Genomic DNA, 21,394 nt, shown 5'->3' with positions numbered 1-21,394 from the left:
CCGCCGCGACTTCGAGGACCTGCGCGGGGACCTGACCCCGCGCCCCGGGGAGCACTCCCTGCACCGGGCCGCGCGCGTGGAGGACGCCGTCAAGGGGCTCGTGGGTTCGCGGCTGCGGCGGCGCGGGTACCACGCGCGGGCCCTGGCCTACCCCGGGTACGGCGGGCCGGGCTGGGTGCGCGTGTTCGGGCGGGTCCTGCTGGGGCGGGAGGACACCGCCGAGCAGACCCAGCGCGACGACGCGCGCAGCGTCCGGGGCTGGCGCAACTTCCTCACCGTCCCCATCGCCGGGGCCCAGGTGACCGTCCGCATCGGCGGTCACGAACGGGTCGTGCGCACCAACCGCGAGGGCTACGTCGACGAACGCGTCGAGGTGGACCTGCCCCCGGGGCGGCACGAGGTCGTCCTGACCGTCGGGCCCGACGTGGTCGAGGCCGGCCAGCCCGGGCCCGACGCGGAGCTGGCCGAGGACGACACCGAGGGCGGCGCGGGGCAGTTGCCGCAGAACGCGGTGCGGCACAGCGGGACCGCCGAGGTCGTCGTCGTGGGGCCGGACCCGGTCGTGGGGTTGCTGTCCGACATCGACGACACCGTCGTCGTGACCCGCCTGCCCCGCCCCCTGGTCGCGGCGTGGAACTCCTTCGTCCTGGACGAGCGGGCGCGGGTCCCGGTCAACGGGATGGCCGAGCTGTACCGGCAGGTCGTGCAGGAGAACCCCGCCGGGCCCGTGGTGTACCTGTCGACGGGGGCGTGGAACGTGGCCCCCACCCTGGGGCGCTTCCTGCGCCGGTTCGGCTACCCGGCCGGGCCGATGCTGCTGACGGACTGGGGCCCGACCAACACCGGCTGGTTCCGCGACGGCAGCGCCCACAAGCGCGGGTCGCTGGCGCGGCTGGCCCGCGAACTGCCGCAGGTGCGGTGGCTGCTGGTCGGTGACGACGGCCAGCACGACCCGGCGATCTACGCCGAGTTCCTCTCCGCCGCCCCCGAACGGGTCGCCGGTGTCGGCATCCGCCGGCTGACCCCGGCCGAGCAGCTGCTGGCCGGTGGACGCCCCCTGGCCTCGGCCGCCACCCCCGAGGACTCCGGCGTGCCGTGGGTGACCGGCGACAGCGGGTACGAGATCTGGCACCACTGGTCCCGCGCGGGCATCCTGCAGGACCCGTGAACGACAGGAGGCCGGCCCCCTGGGGGGGCCGGCCTCCGCAGCGTTCAGCGCGTCAGAGCTGGGTGCGTCGCGGGTTCGCGACCGTCGTCAGCTCCACCTCGCGCAGGTCGATGACGCGGGTGTCGGTGCTCTTGTCGTCCATGGCGTACCTCCAGGGGGTGTGGACCGAACCTGTCCTTCGAACCGCGGACGCCGTCGTCCTCACCAGTCGGTGGCGGGTCCCAGCCAGGTTAGCCAGCGACGCGCGCGCACGGCAGGTCCGGTGAGCCCGTTCGGGCCGTGAGCTTCGTCACCCCGGCGGCGCCCGGTCGCCCGCGCGCCACCGCTCAGGCGGCCCGCCAGCAGGCCCGCCCGGCCGCCTTGGCCCGGTACATGGCGCGGTCGGCCGCGCGCAGCAGCTCCTCCGGGCCCAGGGCGCCGTCGGTGCGGGCGGCCCCGACGCTGGCGGTGACGGTGACCGTGCGGGTGCCCAGGTCCACGGGGATGGTGATGCGCTCGCAGACCCGCTCGGCGATGGCCGTCAGGGCCCGGGCGTCGACGACGTCCTCGCACACGAGGACGAACTCGTCCCCGCCGATGCGCGCGGCCACGTCCCCGGTGCGCAGGAGGCCGCGCAGCCGGTCGGCCACCTCGCGCAGCAGGTCGTCCCCCGCGGCGTGCCCCAAGCTGTCGTTGACGTCCTTGAAGTGGTCGAGGTCGACGAACAGGACGGCGCAGCCGCCACCGCGGCGCCGGGTGCGCGCCAGGGCCGTGCCCAGCCGGTCCTCGGCCTTGGCCCGGTTGGGCAGGCCCGTGAGGGGGTCGTGCAGCGCGGCGTGCTCGAGCTGCTCGGCCTCGCGCTTGCGGGCCGTGACGTCCTCCACGAAGGCCAGGAACGCCGGTTCACCCGTGCTGGAGGAGGTCAACGACAACGTCACCTGCGCCCACACGGTCCGCCCGCTGGGCAGGTCGAAGCGCCGTTCGCGGTGGGCGACCTCGTCGGTGCCGTCCAGCAGGCGCTGCAGCTGGGCCTGGGCCCCGGCGCGCTCCTCGCGCTCCTGGGCGCTCGGGCCCTGCTCCGCGGGCGGGTCCAGCAGCTCGGCGGCGGGGGTGCCGACCAGGTCGGCGGTGTCCCGCTCCAGCAGCGCACCCAGGGCGTCGTTCACCTCGCTGATCCAGCCCTCCAGCCCGAACAGCACCATCCCGACCGGGCCGCGGGCGAACACCTCGTGGAAGCGCCGCTCGGAGCCGGCCAGGGCGTCCATCGTGGTGATGGTCTCGGTCAGGTCCTGGGCGATGCCGACCGCGCGCAGGGCGCGACCTGCACCGTCGCGGTCGGTGACGGTGGAGCGGGTGTGCACCCACCGCTCCTGCCCCTGGCCGTCCACCACGCGGTACGTGCACTCCACGATCTCCCCGGGGGCCGCCGCGTGCAGCGCCTCGACCGCACGCCGGACACCGGGCAGGTCCTCGGGGTGCACGAGGTCGGCCGGGAACGGGTCGTCGGCGGCGGGCAGGCCGAGCAGGCAGGCGCCACCGGTGCTGGACCACTCGACGTGACCGACCCCCAGGTCCAACCGGTAGATCGTGTCCGGTGAGGCCGCGATCACCGCCTCCTGCTGGGCCAGCCGCGCCCGCAGGGCGGCGCGCTCGGCGTGCTCGGCGCTGACCTCGCGCAGCAGCACGACGGCGCCGCCGTCCTCGGCCGCGGTGAGCTGGACCCGCACGACACCCCGGCCGGCGCGGTCCCCGCCCGGCCCCTCGTGCAGCTCGACGTCCAGCTCGACGTCGACCGCGGTGAGGACGGCGAGCACGGCGGCCACGGTCGGCGCCGGGCCGAGCCCGTCGAGCGCACCACCCGGCGCGCGGTCGCGGAGCGCGCCCCACCAGCTCAGGACGGGGGTCCCCACCACCGCGGCGGGGTCCTCACCGGTCAGCCGGCAGTAGGCGCCGGTGGCCGCGGCGACGTGACCGGCGGGGTGCAGGAGGGCCAGGGCGACACCGGCCCGTTCCAGCGCCTCGTCCCACGGCACCGTCACGGCGGGCGCCGCGGGGTACGCGCTCGTGCTCGTCCTCACCCTCCACCTCCTGCTCCACGGTCCTCACCTGAGGTGTCGGACGCGCCGGGGGCGGTCTTGAGGGGTGCTCACTCGTTCAGGCGGGTCCCGCGACCGGGCTCACCGCCTCGCCCCGGCGACCGGGCCGGGACGGACCCCTACTGGGACGGGCCGACCGCACCGGCCCGGCGCACGATGCCCTGCAAGGCGGTGATGGCCTCCTCCGAGGCGGTGGAGGCGGCGATGTTCGCCTCCCGCACGGCCTCGTAGACCTCCTGCCGGTGCACCTGGACGTCGCGCGGGGCGTCGATCCCGACCCGGACGACGTCCCCGCGGACCTCCAGGACGCGCACGACGACCTCGTCGCCGATGACGACGGATTCCCCGGCCTTGCGGGTCAGGACCAGCATGGGGCCAGTGTAGGTGACGACACGTGGTCGGCTATGTCGTTCGCGTTACATCCGGGAACGACGACACCGCCCGCCCCCGGGACGGGGACGGGCGGTGGTCGCCGCTGCGCCGGACGGTGCCGGACGGTGCCGAACGGTGCCGGTCGGTGCCGGACGGTGCCGGACGAGGGCGCCCGGGGTGGGTCAGAGGTCCTCGCGGCGACGGCCGGGGTTCGGCTCGGCCTCCGGCTGCCCGTCGGGGGTGCCGGCGCTCTGGTCCTGGTAGCCGCGCACGACCGTGCGCACCACCTGGGCCCCCACCGAGCACACCACCAGGGCGAGCACGAGGTGCAGCAGCGCCGCGTCCACGTCCCCGGTGCCCTCGGCCACGGCCAGGATCGAGGGCCCGGCCAGCAGCAGGCTCAGGGCCAGCACGATCGCGGTCATCGGTCTCCTCCTCGACGTTGCCTGATCTGGGTCTGCATGACGTACCGGCGCAGCCGGTCGGCGGCGGCGACGGGTTCGGCGAAGGCCACCACGACCTCCAACCGGTCGGTCTCCAGGGAGTCCAGCGTCCGCACGACCTGGCCCTCCTGGTCCACCCCGAAGCCCTCGAGGTCGAAGGAGAGCCGCACCAGCCGGCCCAGCCGCACCCAGGTGCCCACGGGCACGGACAGGGCCGAGCCGCCCTCGGACAGGTCGAGGAGCCGGGCCTGCACGGCCGGCTCCTCGAGCGGGTCGTCCGGATCGGTCTCGGCGGCCAGCGGGTCGCCGTGGACGCAGGTGAGGTGCACGCCCCCGGAGGCCGGGACCCGGGCGTACCGGCGTCGCTGCTCGACCACGACGTCGCTGCACGGGGCCAGGTCCCAGGCCGGGACGCGGCGCCGGACGACCTCGGCGAGCAGGAACTCCTGGCGGGACTGACCGCGCCGGCCGGCCCAGCACACCGCCACCGCCAGCCCGGGGGCGACTACGTGCAGGTCACCGCGGAAGCTGGGGGCGGCCACGACGAGGCTGCCCTCGTGCGCGTCCTCGATGCGGGTGGGGATGCGCACGACCTCCCCGCCGAAGGCGTCCGGCATCTGCACCTCGACCCACACCCGCTCGTTCAGACCGGGCCAGTGCGCAGGGGCCGGGCGGGTCAGCTCGGCCCCTGCCGGGGTGCGTCGGGCCATCGTCGGACGGGCCGTCAGCGCAGGCCGGGATCGCCGGCGGCGTCCAGCAGCAGGCCCGCCCACGCACCGGAGGTGGCGGGACGGCCGTCGAGGAAGCCGACGGGCACGTCCAGGGACAGGACGTCCAGCGGGTCCGGGCTCTCGGCGGCGCGGTGCACGGCCAGGCGGCGCGCCGGCAGCCCGACGCTCTCCAGGGCGCGCAGGAGGCTGGCGACGGCGTGGCTGCGGCGGGTGGCGTCGACGCAGACGACGACCGAGGCGGCGCCGATCTCGGCGGCCATGCGGGCCGCGCGCTCGGCGTCGGCGCCGGTCGGGCGGGCCGGGACGGCCACCGTCAGCGGGGCGCTCCACCGGCGGGCCTGGTCCTGGCGGGCCGGCAGCTCGTCGGCGGTCACGGTGTTCTGCACGTCGGCACGGCCCAGGACGAGGGGCGCCTCGGAGCCGACCTCGTCGGCGACCAGCAGCGCGGCGGCCACGACGGCGTCGGCCTCGCCGATGACGACGACGAGTTCACCGGCCCCCACGCGCAGCGGGGTGGGCACGTCGATGTCACGGGCCAGGCGCAGCACGTCGCCGGTGTCCTGCGGCTCGCGGTAGGCCATGCGGGACGCACCAGGACGGTCACTGTAGGTGGTCACGGGTTCACGGTAAGTCAGATCCATGGTCATCGCCTCGTTGTCGTCCCCATCGCGGTTCACCGCTCGGTCACTGGTTCGATCACTGCCGCGATCGAGGGCCCGGTCCGCGACGCGCTCGGTGGCGCGGGCGGCGGGCGGGTAGCTGCGGGCCGGACGCTCGTCCTGGCGCTCGTAGCCGGTGTCGTACCCCTCCTCGCGGGACTCCTGCGGGTAGGGGTCCTGCGGGTAGGAGGACTGCCCGTAGGAGTCCTGCGGGAGGACCTGCTGCTCGAGCTGGTCGTAGTCGTGCGCCCACTCGCCCCGGCGGTCCGCGGCCCGGCCGGTGTGACGCTCCACCTCGAAGCGGTCACCGAACTGGTCACCGAACTGATCGGCGAACTGATCGGCGAACTGGTCACCGAACTGGTCCTCGACGGCAGCGGGACGGCGCAGCTCCGGACGGCGGGCCGGGCCGCGTCCCTCGCGGGTGGCGCCGTTCGTGGTCCCGAACTGATCGGACACGCGTTCCTCCGGGGTGCGAGCGGGTCGAGCGCCGGGGTGCCCCGGACGGGGACGAACGGGACGCACCGGCGTGGTCACGGAGCGTACATCAGCCGTTACTCCCGTCGCAGGGGTTCGCGTGGCGCCCGAGCGCATCGCGGCCATGGTGCGGGCGAAGGAGTCGCTCTCGGTCGAGATCGGCCGGTGCGGGCGGGCCACGCGCTCGGCGACCGGGCCCCCGGCCCCCCGCTCGACACCCCGCTCGACACCCGGACCGGGGTGGCGCTGCCCCGTCTGACCGGCGGCGAACATCGCCCCCAGACGGTCGGTGCCGTCCGCGGCGTCCGCGGCGGCGAGCACGTCACCGAGGGACCTGCCGGGCACCTGGGGGGTGCCCCGGGTGGCGCTCTGGGGCCGCGGGCCGCCGAGGCGCTCGGCTTGCCGGCGACGGACGTCGGCACGGGCGGCCTCCCGGCGCACCTCCTGGGCGCGGGCCGCCTCCCGACGGGCCTGCTCGGCGCGCTCGGTCTCCCGGCGCTCCCTGTCCACCTGCTGCATCCGCTCCTCTTCCAGGGCTCGTTCGGCGGCGGCACGTGCGGCGTCCGCACGCGCCCGGGCGGCCCGCTCGGCGTCGGCCCGCTCGGCGTCGGCGCGGGCCAGCTCGGCCCGCTCGATCTCGGACCGGGCCTGCTCCAGCAGCTCGGCCTCGAAGGCCTCCGGACCGGACTCGTCGGCCGGTCCATCCGCGCGGTCCTCGGAGTGCTGACCGGCGCGGTCGTCCTGCACCGACGCCACGTGGGCCACGTCGGCGACGTCGGCGACGTCGGCCACGTCGGTCACGTCGGCCGTGAGCTCACCCAGGTGGGCGAGGTCGTTCGACGCAGCGTGCTGGTCCTCACCCGTTCGCGCGATCACACCCCGGTCCTCGGCATCCGCGGCGCGCACCTTGAGCCCGGCCTCGGGGGTGGGCTCCGCGGGCCCCTGGTGCGAGGCGCGCAGCACCTCCAGCAGCCCGGCCCGGGCGGACTCGAACTCGTCGCCGGCAGGGTCCACGGGTGCCGCGGCGCTCACCGCGACGGGAGGGGTGGCGGGGGTGCCGGCCGCCGTCTCGGCGGCGTCGGCCGCGGCGAGCAGCGCCTCGAAGTCGAGGGCTTCGCGCTCCTCGACCTCCGGAGCCTGCGCGGACCGGTCCGGTCCCGCGCTGCCGGTCCGCTCCTCGACCCGGTCCTCGGTCTGGTCCTCGCTCCGGTCCTCGGCGTGGGTCACGTCGTCCCCTCCGGCGCCGTCCACCTCGACGGTCACCTCGTAGCGTTCCTTGCTGAAGAAACCGGCCACGCCGCCGGAACGGATGCGCTCGGCGCGCACGACGCGCGCCGCCGGTCCGTGCTGGGTGCGGACCTGGGCGAGGAGCTCGCCCAGGTCGGAGCCGTCAAGAAGCAAGTGCATGGACACCGCTCACCGATCCAACCGTCTCGATCCGGGGGTGGTTGCTCACGTCGTCGTAGGACAGGACGTGCAGGCGGCCGACCGCCACCTTCAGCAGGCGCCGCAGGGGGGCGCGCAGCGGGGGTGCGCAGACCAGGACCGCGCTGATGCCCTGCCCTTCGGCACGTTCCAGGCACGAACTTGAGGCCGTCACCAGGTGCTCGGCGGTGCGGGCGTCCAGGGCCAGGCTCGCGCCGTGCTCCCCCGGGCGCAGCGACTCGGCCAGCTGCTGCTCCAGGACCGGGTCCAGCGTGATGACGTGCAGGGTCCCGTCCTGCTCGTGCACGGCCGCCACGGCCGGGCCCAGGGCGCGCCGGGAGGCCTCCACGAGCCCGTCGAGGTCGCTGCCGGCCTTGGCGCGCAGCGAGAGCGCCTCGAAGATGCGGGCGAGGTCGCGGATGGGGACGGTCTCGTCGAGCATCGCCTGCAGGACGCGCTGGACCTCCCCGAGGGTGAGGACCGCGGGGGTGAGCTCGTCGACGACCGCGGGGTGGGTGCGCTTGAGCGCCTCCACCAGCGAGCGGACGTCCTCGCGCGAGAGCAGGCGCGGGGCGTGGCTGCGCACCAGCTCGCCCAGGTGGGTGATGAGCACGCTGGCGCGGTCGACGACGGTGGCGCCCGTGAGCTGGGCCTGGTGGCGCAGCTCGGCGGGGATCCACTTGCCGGCCAGCCCGAAGACCGGCTCGACCGTCGCCCGGCCCGGCAGGCCGTCGAGGTTGTCCCCCAGGGCCAGGACCTGCCCGGGCGGGGCGGTGCCGCGGGCGACCTCGACCCCGGAGATGCGGACCGCGTACGTCGACATCGGCAGGTCCAGGGAGTCGCGGGTGCGCACCGGCGGGACGACCAGACCCAGCTCCAGGGCGATCTTGCGGCGCAGCGCGCGCACGCGCTCGAGCAGGTCGCCGCCGCCGGAGGTGTCGACGAGGTCGACGAGGTCGGGGGCCAGGACGACCTCGAGGGGGTCGACGCGCATCTCCTCGAGCAGGTTCTCGGCGGCCTCGTTGGGGTTGACCGGCGCGGGCGCCAGCTCGGCCAGGGCGCTCTCGCGCGCGGCCTGCTTGTCCCGCTTGGCGATCCGGGTGGAGGCGAAGATCGCCAGGGCGCCGATGGTCAGGAACGGCAGCTTGGGCATGCTGGGGATCAGCGCCAGGACGAGCATGGCGCCCCCGGCGATCTGGAACGCCATCTTCTGCTGGCCGAGCTGCTTGATCGCCTCCCCGCCCATGTCCCCGGTCCCGGTGGAGCGGGTGACGATGAGGCCGGTGGCGACGCTCAGCAGCAGCGCGGGCACCTGGGAGACGAGACCGTCACCGATGCTCAGCAACGCGTACTTGTTGATCGACTCGCCCGGGCCGAGGCCGTGCTGGACCATCCCGATGGCGAACCCGCCGATGAGGTTGATCAGCACGATGACGATGCCGGCGATGGCGTCGCCCTTGACGAACTTCGAGCCACCGTCCATGGCGCCGTAGAAGTCGGCCTCGGCGGTGACGTCGGCGCGGCGACGCCGGGCCTCGTCCTCGTCGATGAGACCGGCGTTCAGGTCGGCGTCGATCGCCATCTGCTTGCCGGGCATCGCGTCCAGGGTGAAGCGGGCGCCGACCTCGGCGACGCGCTCGGCGCCCTTGGTGATGACGACGAACTGGATGACGACCAGGATCAGGAAGATCACCATGCCGATGACCAGCGAACCGGCGATGACGAAGTGCCCGAAGGCCTCGATGACCTTGCCCGCGTAGCCGTTGGACAGCACCAGGCGGGTCGAGGCGACGTTCAGGCCGAGGCGGAACAGCGTCAGCACCAGGATGAGCGAGGGGAAGACGGAGAAGTCCAGCGGTCGCTTGACGAACATCGTCACCAGCAGCGCGACGACCGAGAGCGTGATGTTGAGCGCGATGAGGAAGTCCAGCAGCGCCGCCGGCATGGGCACGACGAGCAGCAGGACGATCCCGACGACGCCCGTGGGCACCGCCAACTGGGGAAGGTTGCGAAGTCGCACTGCACCGCCTGTCTCGCGCGGGCACCCGTTCGGGTGTCCCTCGTCCAGCGGCCGGTCCGTGGCCTGCTGCGGCCGTCCTGGCCACTGCCTCCTTCGGCAGACCGGGGCGAGGGCTTGAGCCACCCGCCCGGGGGCACCTGCCCGCGGCGCGCGGGGACGGACCGGGTGGACGGGGTGGCGGGACGAGGTGGCTGGACGAGGTCGCTGGACGAGGTGGGGGTGGACGCGACGAACCCCGCCTGCCGGGACGGCGGGCGGGGTTCGCGGGGGCGGGTGCGGGCGGGGGTCACCAGCCCCCGGTGGTCTGGGCGCTGGTCCGCAGGACCTTCTCGATGGCCCCGGCCAGGGCGCTGACCACGAAGGGCTTGGTGAGGTAGACGGCGCCGAGCTCCTCCCCCGCGGCGATGTCCTCCGGGCGCACCCGGGCCGACAGGAAGATCGCCGGCAGGTCGGCGTGCTCGGGCTGGGCGCGCAGGGTCCGCAGGACCTCCAGCCCGGTCATGCCGGGCATGGCCACGTCGAGCACGACGACCTCGGGGGCACCTCGCTCGGCGATGACCTCGAGCGCCTGCGCGCCGGAGGGGGCGGACACGACGCGGTGGCCGAGGCCGCGCAGGCGCAGCTCGACGAGCTGGCGGATGTCCGGGTCGTCCTCGACGACGAGCACTCGTGCCACGGGGGTCCTCCTGGACCTCGAAGGAGCGGGGGGTCTACCGGGCCCCATCGGCCGGTGCGGTGCCGGTCCTGAGGGGTGCGGGTGTGCCGGACCCGATCGGCTCGAGGCGCCCCGGTCGGGGCGAGGCGCCGGCCCTCGGCCCGGACGCCGTCGCGGGGGCGGGGGTCGCGCCGGTGAGCAGCGGCAACCGCACGGTAGCGGTGGTGCCCCGGCCCTCGACGGAGTCCAGGTCGACGCCGCCGCCGTGCAGGCGCAGCAGGTCGCGGGCGATGGTGAGCCCCAGGCCGGTCCCGGGGACCTGCGCGACGGCGGCGTTGGACCCGCGGGTGAAGCGGGTGAAGACGCCGGCCAGGTCCGCCGCGGGGATGCCCATCCCCTCGTCCTGCACGACGACGCGCACCTCCCGGGGGTCGTGCTCGACGTGGACGCGGACGAGGGAGCCGGCCGGTGAGAACTTCACGGCGTTGTCGAGGACGGCCAGCAGCGCGCGGCGCAGGTGCTCACCCTCGCCCGGCACGCGCAGCCCGGCGAGCTCGTCGGGGTCGGTGGTGCAGCGGACGGTGGCCCGGCCCGGGCCGGGCTGGAGCGCGGCCAGGGCGCCGGTGAGCAGGTCGGCGACGGCGCTGGCCCCGCGGACCTCGGTGGCGGGCGCGGACTCCACCCGGGACAGCAGCAGGAGGTCCTCGATGAGCGAGCGCAGGCGTTCGGTGTTGCGGTCGAGGATGCCCAGGACCGCGGCGACGTCCTCCCCGACCTCGCCGAGGGCCCCGTCGCGCAGGAGTTCCAGGTAGCCGGAGATGCTCGTCAGCGGGGTGCGCAGCTCGTGCGAGACGGTGGCCAGCAGGTCGGACTTGACCGCCTCCACGTCGCGCAGCTCCCCCAGCAGCCGTTCCTGGGCCCGGTAGAGGTCGGCCAGGACGAGGGCGCGGGACAGGTCGCCGGCGACGGAGCGGGCCAGCTCGACCTCCTCCACGGTCCACTCGCGCGGGCCGTCCCCGCACGCCACGGACAGCAGGCCCCGGGGGGCGTCGCCGACGCCGATGGGCACGAGCAGCAGGGCCCGGGCGCCGGTCTCGCGCGCGAACCCCTCCGGCGGGGCCGGGCGCCCGCGCGGGGTGCGGGTGTCGGGGACGGCGTGGACCTCCCCGGAGGCGTGCAGCTCGCGCAGCCAGCCGTCGGCGCCGTCGACGGCACGCAGCACGCCGCCGTCGGGGGCCAGGGGCTGCAGGCCGGGGGCGGCCCACTGCCCGGCGACGGCCCCGAGGCCGGGGCGCTGGCCCGCACCCTCGGGGGCGCGTGCGGGGGTGGACGCGTCGTGCAGCATCCGCACCCACACCCGGCCCACCCGCAGCTCCTGCCCCAGCCGCGTCGCGGCGACCCGCACGGCGTCCTCGGCGCGGAGCTGGTCGCGGACCTGGCGGCCGATGTCGCCGGCGAGGCGGTGCAACCGGGCCGAGCGCTCGGCGGCCGCCAGGAGGCGGGCGTTCTCGCGGGCCAGGTCGTTGACGGCCAGGGCGACGCTGCGCACCTCGGCCGGTCCGGCCGCGGGGTCGGCGTGGGCGCTGCGGTCCCCGCGGCCGTGGGCGTCCAGGACCTCGACGAGGGCGCGCAGGGGGTCCACGAGCGCGCGGCGGGTGCGCGCACCGGTGCCGGCGAGGACGGCGAGCGCCGCGGCCAGGGTGAGGGCGGTGAGGGCCAGGGCGCCGTGGCGGACCCGGGTCTGGGTGCGGGCGGCTGCGTGGCGCTGGTGGCGCACGAGGGTGTCCAGGCGGTCGCTGGCCCCGCGCAGGTCGGTGAAGGCGCGCGCCTGGGTGGTGGCGCCGGTGAGGTCGGCGGCGCCGCGGTCGGGGTCGGTGGCTCGCAGCCAGGTGTCGGTGAGCCGGGACTGCTCGGCGAACAGGCTGCGCTGCAGGGGGTCGGTGAGGGACTGTTCCACGCGGGCGCGTTGGGCGGGCAGGGTCTGCACGGCGCGCCGGTAGGTCTGCAGGGTCTGGGGTTGGTGGGTGTCCTGGTGGTCGCGGACGGCGGTGTCGGCGTCGGTGAGGGTGAGCAGGAGGGCGGCGTTGGCGGCTTCGAGCGTGCGCAGCCGGGTCTCGCGGGCGCCGGAGGAGCCGGTGACGAGCAGGCCGGCGGCGCCGGAGGCGGCGACGAGCAGGAGCAGGGCGACGACGAGGCCGAGGGCGCGGGTGAGGCGGGCCCCGACCGAGGTGCCGGCGGTGGGCGGGTGCTGGCGGGGGCGGCCCGGTCCGGTGCCCGCTGCCTGCCCGTCTCGGCCCACGTCCTGGGCATCGGCCGTCCCGGCGGCGACCTTGACCCCGGGGACCCCGGGGACCGCGGTGGACCCCGGTGGACCCGGGGTCGAGGTCGCCGCGTCAGGCCGGGACGGTGTGGGCTTCGCCGAAGGTCGTCAGGGAGCCGCGGGTGCGCAGGCTCATGACGAAGGCGAGGACCTTGGCGACGGTGGCGAAGAACTCCGGGGGGATCTCCTGGCCGACCTTGACGCTCTTGTACATGGCGCGGGCCAGCTCGATGTCCTTGACGAGGGGGACGTCGTTCTCCTTGGCCTTCTCGCGGATCTTCGTGGCGATGGCGCCGGCGCCCTTGGCGACGACCTTGGGGGCGCCGCTGCCGGGTTCGTAGCGCAGGGCCACGGCGATGTGGGTGGGGTTGACCAGGACGACGTCGGCGTTGGCGACGTCGGCCATCATGCGGTTGCGGGACATGGCCATCTGCTTGGAGCGGATGGCGCCCTTGAGCAGGGGGTCGCCCTCGGCGTTCTTGTGCTCCATCTTGATGTCCTGCTTGCTCATGCGCAGCTTCTTCATGATGCGGCGCCGGCTCATGGCGTAGTCGGCGACGGCGATGAGGAGGCCGACGACGATCGTGACGAGCAGCATGCGGACGACGGCGGAACCGGTGAGGGAGAGCACGGAGGAGGTGGGCATGGCGCCCTGGGCGACGAGGCGGGGGGCCAGGTCCTTGGCCACGAACCAGACGGCGGCGCCGATGACGACGGTCTTCAGCAGGGACTTCGTCCCCTCCCACAGCGCCTGCGGGCCCCAGTGCTGCTTGAGCCCGTTGACGGGGTTGAGGTTGGTGAACTTCGGTTTGAGCTTCTTGGGCGCGAAGTAGAGGGTGCCCTGGACGGCGCCGGCCACGACGACGGACAGGACGGTGGCGATGGCGAGGGGGCCCAGGACGGCGGGGACGCCGGAGAAGGTGTCGGTGAGGACGGACAGGGCGCGGGCGGGTTCGGGGTCGGCGGCGACGTCGGCGACGCGGCCCAGGGTGCGTTCGAGCAGGGTGCGGCCGGCGTCGATGGTGTGCGGGACGGTCGCGGCGCCGGCGCCGGTGGACAGCCAGGCGGCCACGTCGCGGGAGAAGGGGACGTTGCCCTCGTCGCGGGCTTCCTTGAGCTTCTTCGGGGTCGGCTTCTCGGTCTTCTCCCCGCTCACCCGTCCCCACCCCCGTCCGGCGCGGGCGTGACCATGCGCACGACGGTCTCGCGGGCGGTGTCGGCGAGGTCGCCGACGACGCCGGGCAGCAGGGAGAAGGTGAACCCGGCCAGGGTGAGGGTGATGAGGATCTTCACGGGGAAGCTCATGGCGAAGACGTTCAGCGCCGGGGCCACCCGGGACAGCAGGCCCAGGCCGATGTCGGTGAGGAACAGCACGGCGATGAGGGGCGCGGCGATCTGCAGGGCCGACAGCATGAGTTCGGTGATGCCGGAGGTGAAGACGCGCGCGATGGTCCCGGTGTCGATCCCGGCGTTCAGGGGCAGGACGTCGTAGGAGCGCAGGAACCCCTGCAGGATCAGCAGGTGCCCGCCGGAGACGACGAGCAGCGCGGTGGTGGTCCAGGTGTAGAGCTTGCCGAAGATCGCCGTCTGGGACTGCATGAGGGGGTCGTAGGCGGCGGCGAGCTGGAAACCGCCGAACAGGTCGAGCATGTCGCCGGCGGCCTGGACGGCGGCGAACAGCAGCGCGACGAAGGCGCCCATCACGGCGCCGACGAGGGCCTGCTGCAGCGCGGCGGTGATGATCGCGGCCGGTTCGACGGGCGGGACGGACTCGCGCAGGCGGGTCGCCACGGGCAGGGCGATGGCGACCGACAGCATGGCCTTGGTGCGGCCGTTGACGGCCCGGTTGGCGAACGGCGGGGCCAGCAGCAGGAACGTCGCGGCGCGGATGCCGGCCAGCAGCAGCGCCACGAGCAGGTCCAGGCCGACCGCGGGGACCCCCTGCACCCTCAGCCGCCGTGGGTCAGCAGGGTGGGGATCTGCTCGTACAGGGCCGTGGTGAAGCTCGTCATCTCGTGCAGCATCCACTTGCCGCAGAAGACGATGGCGACGCCGACGGCGACGGCCTTGGGGACGAAGGAGATCGTCTGCTCCTGCAGCTGGGTGACGCTCTGGAACAGGGAGATGCCGAAGCCGACCGTCAGGGCCGTCAGGAGCATGGGGGCGCAGAGCTTGGCGGCGAGGACGAGAGCGGTCATCCCGAGGTGGATGACGGTCACGTCGGTCATCTGGTCGCCTTCCTGTTCGCGGAGGTGTTCGGGGGTGTTCCGGTGACTGCATCGGCTGTTCGGGTGAATCCCTTGAGCCGGAGGGGGTCCACGCGCTCAGGGGTGCCCGGGTGCGCGCGTGCCCGGGCACCCGCGAGGGGTGCCCGGGCAGGGGGCTGGAAGGGGCCGGGGGCTGGAGGGGGCCGGGGTCAGCCGGCGTAGGAGGAGACGAGGGACTTGATGATGAGTCCCCAGCCGTCGACCATCACGAACAGCAGCAGCTTGAAGGGCAGCGACACCGTCACCGGCGGCAGCATCATCATCCCCAGGCTCATCAGGGCCCCGGAGACGACGATGTCGATCACCAGGAACGGGATGAAGATGACGAACCCGATGATGAAGGCGCTGCGCAGCTCCGAGAGGGCGAACGCGGGCACCAGCGTCGTCAGCGGGGTCTCCTCGCGGGTGGCGGGCAGGTCGCGCTTGGCGGCCTTGGTCATGAGGGCCAGTTCCTCGGGCCGCGTCTGCTTGAGCATGAACTCCTTCAGCGGCGCGGACCCCGCGTCGAAGGCCTGCGTCGCCGTCATGCCCTGGTTCAGGTAGGGCTGGACGGCGACGTCGTTGATCTGGCTGAAGGTGGGGGCCATGACGAACATCGTCAGGAACAGCGCCAGACCGGCCAGGACCTGGTTGGGCGGGGTGCCCTGCAGGCCCAGGGCGTTGCGGGTCAGGCCCAGCACGATGAGGATCTTGGTGAAGCTGGTGGTGAGCAGCAGCAGCGCGGGCGCCACCGACAGGATCGTCAGGGCGATGATGATGGTGATCGACTGGCTGGGTTTGCCGTCGACGCCGTTGATGTCGACCGAGACCGACCCGGTGCCGGCGGGCGCGTCCGGGGCCTGGGGGGCCTGGGGGGCCTGCACACCGGTCGTGAACGCGGCGGGAGCGGCCGCGACGTAGGTGCTCGCGACGTGGGTGCTCGCGATCGCCGCGGGGGCGGTGGCGGGAGCGAGGGCGGGGGTGGCCGCCTGGGCGCCGAGGGCGCCGCCCACGACCAGGCCGCCGGTGAGCGCCAGGGCCGCGGCCAGGCGGCGGGCCGCCCTGCCGGCGGTGCGGGGGCGGACTCGGGAGTTCCTCACCTGCGGGTCGTCCTCTCACGCAGCACGTCGACTGCCTTGGACCAGGTGGCCGGGGAGAGCGCCGAACCCTGCACACCGGTGGCGGTGTGGCGGGCGGGGGCCTTCACGACGATCGTCTCGCCGGCCTTGCGGAGGTAGCGCTCCCCCGTCACCGGTTCGGTGCGGGTCGGCGCCGCGACGGCGTCCGTGCCGGTGAGCGCGTCCGCCGAGTCCGTGGCGGAGGTGGTGTTGGTGGTGGTGGTGGTGCTGCCCACCTCCTCGACACGTCCGGCCGAGTCCTTGAGGGCGCCCTGGGGGTGCTGGCCCTCACCGTCGGTGACGGGCAGGACGGCGGCGACGTCGGTCTCGCCGAGGAGGTTGACCCCGCCGTCGGAGATCCCGACGACCAGGGCCTTGTCGCCGACCTTGACCAGCGCGACGGCGGCCTTCGCACCCAGGCTCTGCTTGGCCAGGACGGTGAAGTCCGCCCCGGCGGCCACGCCGCCCTGACGGCGGCGCAGCCAGCGGGAGATCAGGTAGAGCAGTCCGAGGACCGCCACGAGCGAGACGCTCGTGCGCGCGATCGCGGCGACGGCGTCCATCAGGCGCCGGCCTCCGGGGTGACGATCTCGGTGATGCGGATGGCGTAGTCCTCGTCGACGACGACGACCTCGCCGCGGGCGATGAGCTGGCCGTTGACGAGGATGTCGGCGGGCGAGCCGGCCGCGCGGTCCAGCTCCACGACCGAACCCGGCGTCAGGGCCAGCAGGTCCTGCACCGTCATGTGGGTGCGGCCGAGCTCGACGGTGACGTCCATCTGCACGTCGCGCAGCAGGTCCATCGTGCGGCGGGGGCCGCCGGCGGAGGCGGCCGGGGCGGTGGCGGTCGCGGTGGGCACGGGCGCGTCCTGCTGGGCGGTGAGCGTCAGGCCGACGAGGGCCAGGGTCTGCCCGCCGGCGCCGACGATCGCGACGGCCCCGCCGTCGAGCTGGGCCAGCGCCTGGGCGGGGTCGCCCTCGACGCCGGCCTCCAGGACGCACTGGCCCAGGGCGTGCACGACGGTCTCCAGCGCCGGGCGCAGCGCGTCGACCGGGTCCAGGGCCCCCTCGGGGCTCATGAGGAGCGTGGTGAGGGTCTCCTCCCCCACCACGACGGTGACGCGGCCGTTGGCGGCGCCGGCGAAGTTCGCCGAGACGGCGGTGCCCTCGTCGCCGAGGTCGGGGGCCGCGGCCACGGGCACGACGTCGGTGATGGTGCCGGGCGCGGACAGCGGGAGGACGGCGAGCGCAGCCTGGGCGGCCTCACGCAGGGTCGCGGTCAGGTCGGTGGTGGTCATGGCGCTCATCGGGCGTTCTCCTCGGGGGTCGGGACGATCAGGCAGGCGAGTCTGGTGCCGCGGCTACCGGCCACGGCGGAGGCGACGCGGGCCCCGGAGGCCACCACCTCCAGGGGCTCCTCGGCGCGGTGCGGCAGGCGCAGCACGTCGCCGGGGATGAGGGAGAGGATCTCGTCGGGGCGCATCTGCGCCGCCTGCATCCGCACCGAGACCTCCACCGGGATGTTCTCCAGGTGGTCGTCGAGGCGGTCGCGCATGAGGCGCCGCAGCCGCAGCTCCTCGGGGCTGGCCACGCGCAGCTCGGCCGCGGTCAGCGCCGCCGAGAGCGGGTCCAGCGGCATGGCCAGGGTCGCGGTGCCCGCGGCGCCCTCGACCTGCAGGTGGAAGGAGGAGACGATCATGACGTCGGTGGCGGCGGCGGCCTGGGCGAAGGCGGGGTTCTGGTCGATGGCCGTCAGCTTCGGCCTCAGGTCGGTGACCGTGACCAGCGAGGAGGCCAGCTCCACCAGGGTCCGCTCGACCATCCCGCGGGCCAGGACGGCCTCGATGTCGGTGAGCTGGCGCGCCGGCTGCTCGTTGGCGCCGGTCCCGCCGAGCATCCGCTCGATGCAGGAGAGCACGAAGGCGATGTCCAGGTGCAGCACCGCCGCCCCGACCATCGGCTCGGGGTCGAAGACGGCCATCACGGTCGGCATCGGCAGCGAGGCGGCGTACTCGTCGTAGCTGTACTGCTGGATGCCGTCGAGCTCGACCTGCACGGTGGTGCGCAGGGTGGAGGACAGCAGGGTGGCCCACTGACGGCAGAAGCCCTCGTAGGTGATCTCGAGCACGCGGGCGTGCTGACGCGACAGCTTGGTGGGCCGTCGGAAGTCGTACGGGACGGGGACACCGCGTCGCCGGGAGCGACGGGCGCCGGTCCGCTCTGCGGTGCTGGGGGTCTCGGCTGCCACGCGCTACCTATCGGCACGAACGGCTCTCACCCTTTAGCGCGAGCCCGAACGGGTGGTCCCGGGCCCGTGCGCTCAAGTCCGCGCGGGGTCGGCCGGGGGGCGCGCGAGGGCTCCCCCGCCGACGAGCGGCGCGGGAGCCGGGGCGCGGGAGCCGGGACGCGCCGGGCGTGGCGGTGCTCAGCCCTTGAGGACCCCGCGCACCCCGCCGCCGACGAGGGTGACGACGTCGACCACGGCGCCGGTCAGCGCCGGCCCGCCCGGGGAGGCGACGTAGCAGGGCTCCCAGCGGGGCGCGAAGCCCTGCTTGAAGGTGCGCAGGCCCTGGAAGTTGTAGAAGCGCTCCCCGTGGGTCCACACGAGGTGCCCGAAGGCGTCCCACACCGAGGCCGGGCCCTCCTGGCCCTGCAACCCCGCCAGCGGGGCCATCCCGAGGTTGAAGGTCGCGCACCCCTGCTCCTTGGCCCACAGGATGCACTCGACGAACAGGTACGTCATGACGGTGCGGGGCCCCTCGGGCAGGCGGCGCATGAGGTCGACCTGCACGTCGCGGCCGTCGGCGCTGGTCCACAGGGTGGCGAAGGCGGTGATGCGCCCGTCCTGGCGGACGAGGGCCAGGGGGAAGCGGCGCACGTAGTCCTCGTCGAAGGCGCCGAGGGAGAAGCGCTTCTCCCGGCCGTTGCGGTGGCTCAGCCACGCCTGGGAGACCTCCCGCAGCTGCGGCAGCAGGGGGTCGACGTCGGCGGCGGGCACGAACTCCACGCTCATGCCCAGGCGCTGGGACTTGTTGCGGCAGTTGCGCAGTCCCACGCGCGCCTTGCCGGCCAGGGTGAAGTCGGGCAGGTCGAGGACGGCCTCCTCCCCCAGCTTGGCCAGCGTCAGTCCGCACGCGCGGTACAGCTGCGCGTGCTCGGGGGTGACGTTGTAGAACACGGGGCGGCCGTCGTGGCGGTCGACGAGGGCGACGAAGTCGGCGACGAGGTCGCGCACCTGCTCGTCCTGCCCGACGGGGTCGCCCATGACGACCCAGCTGCGCCCGCGCACCTGGTACATGAGGAACGCGGCGCCGGTGGGGCTGAAGTGGAAGCGCTTGTCCCCGGTGAAGGCCAGGTGCGACAGGCAGCGCCCGAAGCGGGCGACGAGGTCGTCGACGCGGGCCAGCTCCACGGGGCACTGCCCGCCCGCGGGGTCGTGGTGCGGGCCGGCGGTGGTGGTGCGGGCCAGCCAGCGCCCGCCCAGCAGCATCCCGACCGCGCCGGCGACCAGCAGCAGCCGGCCCCACAGCGGGTCCGGGGCCGCGTCCGCGGCGGGGGTGCCGGCGAGGGCCTCGTGCCAGCCCACCGCGCCGGCGACCAGGGCGGTCGCGGCCAGCGGGGCCCAGAGGGTGCCGCGGCGCCCGGTGGGCAGGAGCCGGCCGCGGTGGAAGGCGGCCCGGGTCCGGGTCAGCAGCACGGTCAGGGCGGCCGCCGCGAGGGCGCAGCCCGCGTCGGCGTGGGCCAGGGCGGAGGCCGCCGCGGCCGCGGACAGGACGAGGGCGGCCGCCCAGGCGCTGCGCAGGCGACGGTGCAGGCCCACGCCCAGCAGGACCGCGGCCAGCCCGCCCAGGGCGGTCGTGGCCCGGGACAGGTCCTGCGGCAGTCCGGCGGGCAGGTCACCGGCTGCGAGGGTGCCCACGCCGACGGCCGCCACGGCCAGCGCCAGCAGGGGCGGGGCCAGGGGGCGGGGCCGGGTGCGCTCGCCGCGGCGCGGGCGCAGCAGGTGCAGCCAACGTCCCCGGCGCGCCTCGTGCACCGCGAGCAGGACCGCCGCCGGCAGCACCGGCAGCAGGAAGTAGCAGACCCGGTAGACGACGAGCGCCGCCGCGACCTGCGCCGGGGAGCCCATCGGGCCGGTCAGCAGCAGCAGGCAGGACTCGAACACCCCCACCCCGCCCGGGGCGCTGCTCAGCAGCCCCGCGACGGTGGCGGTGGCGAAGGCGACCGCGAACGGCCAGAACGCCGGGCGGGCCTCGGCGGGCAGCAGGACGTGCAGGACCGAGGCCATGGCCAACCACTCCAGCGTGGACAGGACGACCTGGCCGGCGGCCACCGGCAGCCTCGGGCGGTGCAGGACGAGGCGGCCCAGGCGGACCTCGCGGGGCCCGGCGAGCGCGAACGCCAGGTGGGCCACGACGAGGCCGGCGAGCACCCCGGCCACGGTCAGGACGGCGGGCACCGGGGCGCCCACGGCGGCGGCCACCGCGTGCGGGGCGACGAGCGCGCCCCCGCCGGCGAGCACCGCGGCACCCAGCACCAGGGTCACGAGGTTGACGCCGACGACGCGCGCGACGTCGGCGGCCGGCACGCCCCAGCGGGTGTAGAGCCGGACCCGCACGGCCGCGCCCACGAGGGCCGAGGCGCCCAGGCCGTTGCCCAGGGCGGTGGCGGTGAAGGCGGCCAGGCCGTACCGCCGGTAGGGCAGGGAGCGGCCCACGTGCCGCAGCGCCAGGGCGTCGTAGCCGGTCATGAGCAGCAGCGACAGGGCCGTCAGCGCCAGGGCCGGCAGCAGCGCCCCGGGCCCCAGGTCGCCCAGCGCGGCACCGAACTCCGCGGCCGAGAGCCGCCCGAAGGTGCGGTGCAGCAGGACGGCGGCCAAGGCGAGCAGGGCCGGCACGGCCACCGCCCCCAGCAGGCGCCGGTGGCGGCGCCGGGCCCGTGCGGGGGCCGGCCCGTCCCCGGGCGCGGGCGGCGCGGGACGGGGGGCGGGCACGGTGGCGGGGGCTGCGTGGGTCGTGGGGGAACTCACCTGCACAAGGTCGGCACCGGGGCGCCCTCGCTTGACCCGGGGCCGGTGGGGCCGGGAACGCGGCAGGACCCCGGACGGGGCGTCCGGGGTCCTGCCGGGCCGTGCTGCGTGCGGGGTCGCGTCACTGCATGACGAAGGAGGTCAGGTAGATGCCCATGACCTGCTTGGTCTTCACCTTCTTCTCGTCCTCGGTCTCGTAGGCCGTGATGATCTTCTCCTGCAGCTCGTCCTTGAGGTGGTTGCGCTGCTCGGCGTTCTCCAGGTCCGTCATCGACAGGTTGGAGTACTCGTCGATGATGAGGTCGTACGCCTTGGAGCCGTCCAGGCCCTCCGCGCCCCCGTGACCGCTGGACTCGGCGGCCACCTGCTGCAGCGCGACGCCGATCTTGAGGTAGTGCCCGTCGGCGAGGTTGACGCTGATCGGGTCCAGGGCCGTGACCTCACCGGGTTCGAGGTGCTCCTCCTGGGTCGTCCCCGCGGCCGCCGCGGAGTCGCCCTTGGTGAGGAAGAACACGCCCGCGCCGGTGCCGCCGGCGAGCAGGACGGCCGCGGCCGCCCCGATGACGATGAGCTTCTTCGCGCCGCCGGGCTTGGCCTCGCCGTCGCCCTTGTCCTTCTTGGCCACGTCGGCCTCCTTCGGGTCTGCAGGTCTGGGTG

General features: G+C 75.0%; 18 protein-coding genes. 1 reads left to right on the top strand and 17 read right to left on the bottom strand.

Annotated features, from left to right (window positions below):
- Positions 1-76 precede the first annotated feature (76 nt).
- Positions 77-1,168, top strand: coding sequence for an App1 family protein phosphatidate phosphatase (locus tag AB2L28_RS16100; protein ID WP_370720012.1), 1,092 nt, complete (start codon positions 77-79; stop codon positions 1,166-1,168).
- A 326-nt stretch (positions 1,169-1,494) separates the two neighbouring features.
- Here AB2L28_RS16100 and AB2L28_RS16095 read toward each other — a convergent pair whose 3' ends face one another.
- The 17 genes from AB2L28_RS16095 to AB2L28_RS16015 all read right to left on the bottom strand — a co-directional run bounded on the left by AB2L28_RS16095 (position 1,495) and on the right by AB2L28_RS16015 (position 21,362).
- Positions 1,495-3,225, bottom strand: coding sequence for a diguanylate cyclase domain-containing protein (locus AB2L28_RS16095; RefSeq protein WP_370719996.1), 1,731 nt, complete (start codon positions 3,223-3,225; stop codon positions 1,495-1,497).
- A gap of 137 nt (positions 3,226-3,362) precedes the next feature.
- A complete protein-coding gene (csrA, locus tag AB2L28_RS16090) occupies positions 3,363-3,614 on the bottom strand; it encodes a carbon storage regulator CsrA (protein WP_370719995.1) in 252 nt (83 codons plus the stop codon).
- A 183-nt stretch (positions 3,615-3,797) separates the two neighbouring features.
- Positions 3,798-4,040, bottom strand: coding sequence for a hypothetical protein (locus AB2L28_RS16085; RefSeq protein WP_370719994.1), 243 nt, complete (start codon positions 4,038-4,040; stop codon positions 3,798-3,800).
- Positions 4,037-4,768, bottom strand: coding sequence for a flagellar brake protein (locus AB2L28_RS16080; RefSeq protein WP_370719993.1), 732 nt, complete (start codon positions 4,766-4,768; stop codon positions 4,037-4,039). Before AB2L28_RS16080 ends, AB2L28_RS16085 begins: the two co-directional genes overlap by 4 nt.
- A 14-nt stretch (positions 4,769-4,782) precedes the next feature.
- A complete protein-coding gene (locus AB2L28_RS16075) occupies positions 4,783-7,338 on the bottom strand; it encodes a hypothetical protein (protein WP_370719992.1) in 2,556 nt (851 codons plus the stop codon).
- Entirely contained in the window at positions 7,316-9,370 is a 2,055-nt protein-coding gene (flhA, locus tag AB2L28_RS16070) for a flagellar biosynthesis protein FlhA (protein ID WP_370719991.1), read from the bottom strand. The genes AB2L28_RS16075 and flhA overlap by 23 nt, the downstream gene beginning before the upstream one ends.
- Positions 9,371-9,656: 286 nt before the next feature.
- On the bottom strand, positions 9,657-10,046 hold the full coding sequence (locus AB2L28_RS16065) for a response regulator (protein WP_370719990.1): 390 nt from the start codon (positions 10,044-10,046) through the stop codon (positions 9,657-9,659).
- Positions 10,047-10,080: 34 nt separating this feature from the next.
- A complete protein-coding gene (locus AB2L28_RS16060) occupies positions 10,081-12,324 on the bottom strand; it encodes an ATP-binding protein (RefSeq protein ID WP_370719989.1) in 2,244 nt (747 codons plus the stop codon).
- Between the two features lie 94 nt (positions 12,325-12,418).
- Positions 12,419-13,501: an EscU/YscU/HrcU family type III secretion system export apparatus switch protein gene (locus AB2L28_RS16055; RefSeq protein ID WP_370719988.1), complete on the bottom strand. Its 1,083-nt coding sequence runs from the start codon at positions 13,499-13,501 to the stop codon at positions 12,419-12,421.
- On the bottom strand, positions 13,498-14,292 hold the full coding sequence (locus AB2L28_RS16050; protein ID WP_370719987.1) for a flagellar biosynthetic protein FliR: 795 nt from the start codon (positions 14,290-14,292) through the stop codon (positions 13,498-13,500). Before AB2L28_RS16050 ends, AB2L28_RS16055 begins: the two co-directional genes overlap by 4 nt.
- Positions 14,293-14,294: 2 nt before the next feature.
- Complete coding sequence (locus tag AB2L28_RS16045) at positions 14,295-14,573, bottom strand: flagellar biosynthetic protein FliQ (protein ID WP_370719986.1); 279 nt, start codon at positions 14,571-14,573, stop codon at positions 14,295-14,297.
- A 188-nt stretch (positions 14,574-14,761) separates the two neighbouring features.
- Positions 14,762-15,691, bottom strand: coding sequence for a flagellar type III secretion system pore protein FliP (gene fliP, locus AB2L28_RS16040; RefSeq protein ID WP_370719985.1), 930 nt, complete (start codon positions 15,689-15,691; stop codon positions 14,762-14,764).
- Positions 15,688-16,272: a FliO/MopB family protein gene (locus AB2L28_RS16035; protein WP_370719984.1), complete on the bottom strand. Its 585-nt coding sequence runs from the start codon at positions 16,270-16,272 to the stop codon at positions 15,688-15,690. Before AB2L28_RS16035 ends, fliP begins: the two co-directional genes overlap by 4 nt.
- Positions 16,272-17,015, bottom strand: a complete 744-nt coding sequence (fliN, locus tag AB2L28_RS16030) for a flagellar motor switch protein FliN (protein ID WP_370719983.1) — start codon at positions 17,013-17,015, stop codon at positions 16,272-16,274. Before fliN ends, AB2L28_RS16035 begins: the two co-directional genes overlap by 1 nt.
- Complete coding sequence (locus AB2L28_RS16025) at positions 17,012-17,956, bottom strand: flagellar motor switch protein FliM (protein WP_370719982.1); 945 nt, start codon at positions 17,954-17,956, stop codon at positions 17,012-17,014. Before AB2L28_RS16025 ends, fliN begins: the two co-directional genes overlap by 4 nt.
- 177 nt (positions 17,957-18,133) lie before the next feature.
- Positions 18,134-20,737 (bottom strand): bifunctional lysylphosphatidylglycerol flippase/synthetase MprF, encoded by a 2,604-nt coding sequence (gene mprF / locus AB2L28_RS16020; protein WP_370719981.1) that lies wholly within the window; start codon positions 20,735-20,737, stop codon positions 18,134-18,136.
- A 121-nt stretch (positions 20,738-20,858) separates the two neighbouring features.
- Positions 20,859-21,362, bottom strand: a complete 504-nt coding sequence (locus tag AB2L28_RS16015; RefSeq protein ID WP_370719980.1) for a flagellar basal body-associated FliL family protein — start codon at positions 21,360-21,362, stop codon at positions 20,859-20,861.
- Positions 21,363-21,394: the final 32 nt, after the last annotated feature.

It is taken from the genome of Kineococcus mangrovi, assembly GCF_041320705.1.
GTDB lineage: Bacteria > Actinomycetota > Actinomycetes > Actinomycetales > Kineococcaceae > Kineococcus > Kineococcus mangrovi.
Note: the sequence above shows the minus strand (reverse complement) of the source record. Positions and strands in the feature narration are given on the sequence as shown.

Coding starts and splice junctions, on each gene's coding strand:
- csrA (WP_370719995.1), bottom strand. CDS start 3,614: ATGCTGGTCCTGACCCGCAAGGCCGGGGAATCCGTCGTCATCGGCGAC.
- AB2L28_RS16085 (WP_370719994.1), bottom strand. CDS start 4,040: ATGACCGCGATCGTGCTGGCCCTGAGCCTGCTGCTGGCCGGGCCCTCG.
- AB2L28_RS16080 (WP_370719993.1), bottom strand. CDS start 4,768: ATGGCCCGACGCACCCCGGCAGGGGCCGAGCTGACCCGCCCGGCCCCT.
- AB2L28_RS16045 (WP_370719986.1), bottom strand. CDS start 14,573: ATGACCGACGTGACCGTCATCCACCTCGGGATGACCGCTCTCGTCCTC.
- AB2L28_RS16035 (WP_370719984.1), bottom strand. CDS start 16,272: ATGGACGCCGTCGCCGCGATCGCGCGCACGAGCGTCTCGCTCGTGGCG.
- fliN (WP_370719983.1), bottom strand. CDS start 17,015: ATGAGCGCCATGACCACCACCGACCTGACCGCGACCCTGCGTGAGGCC.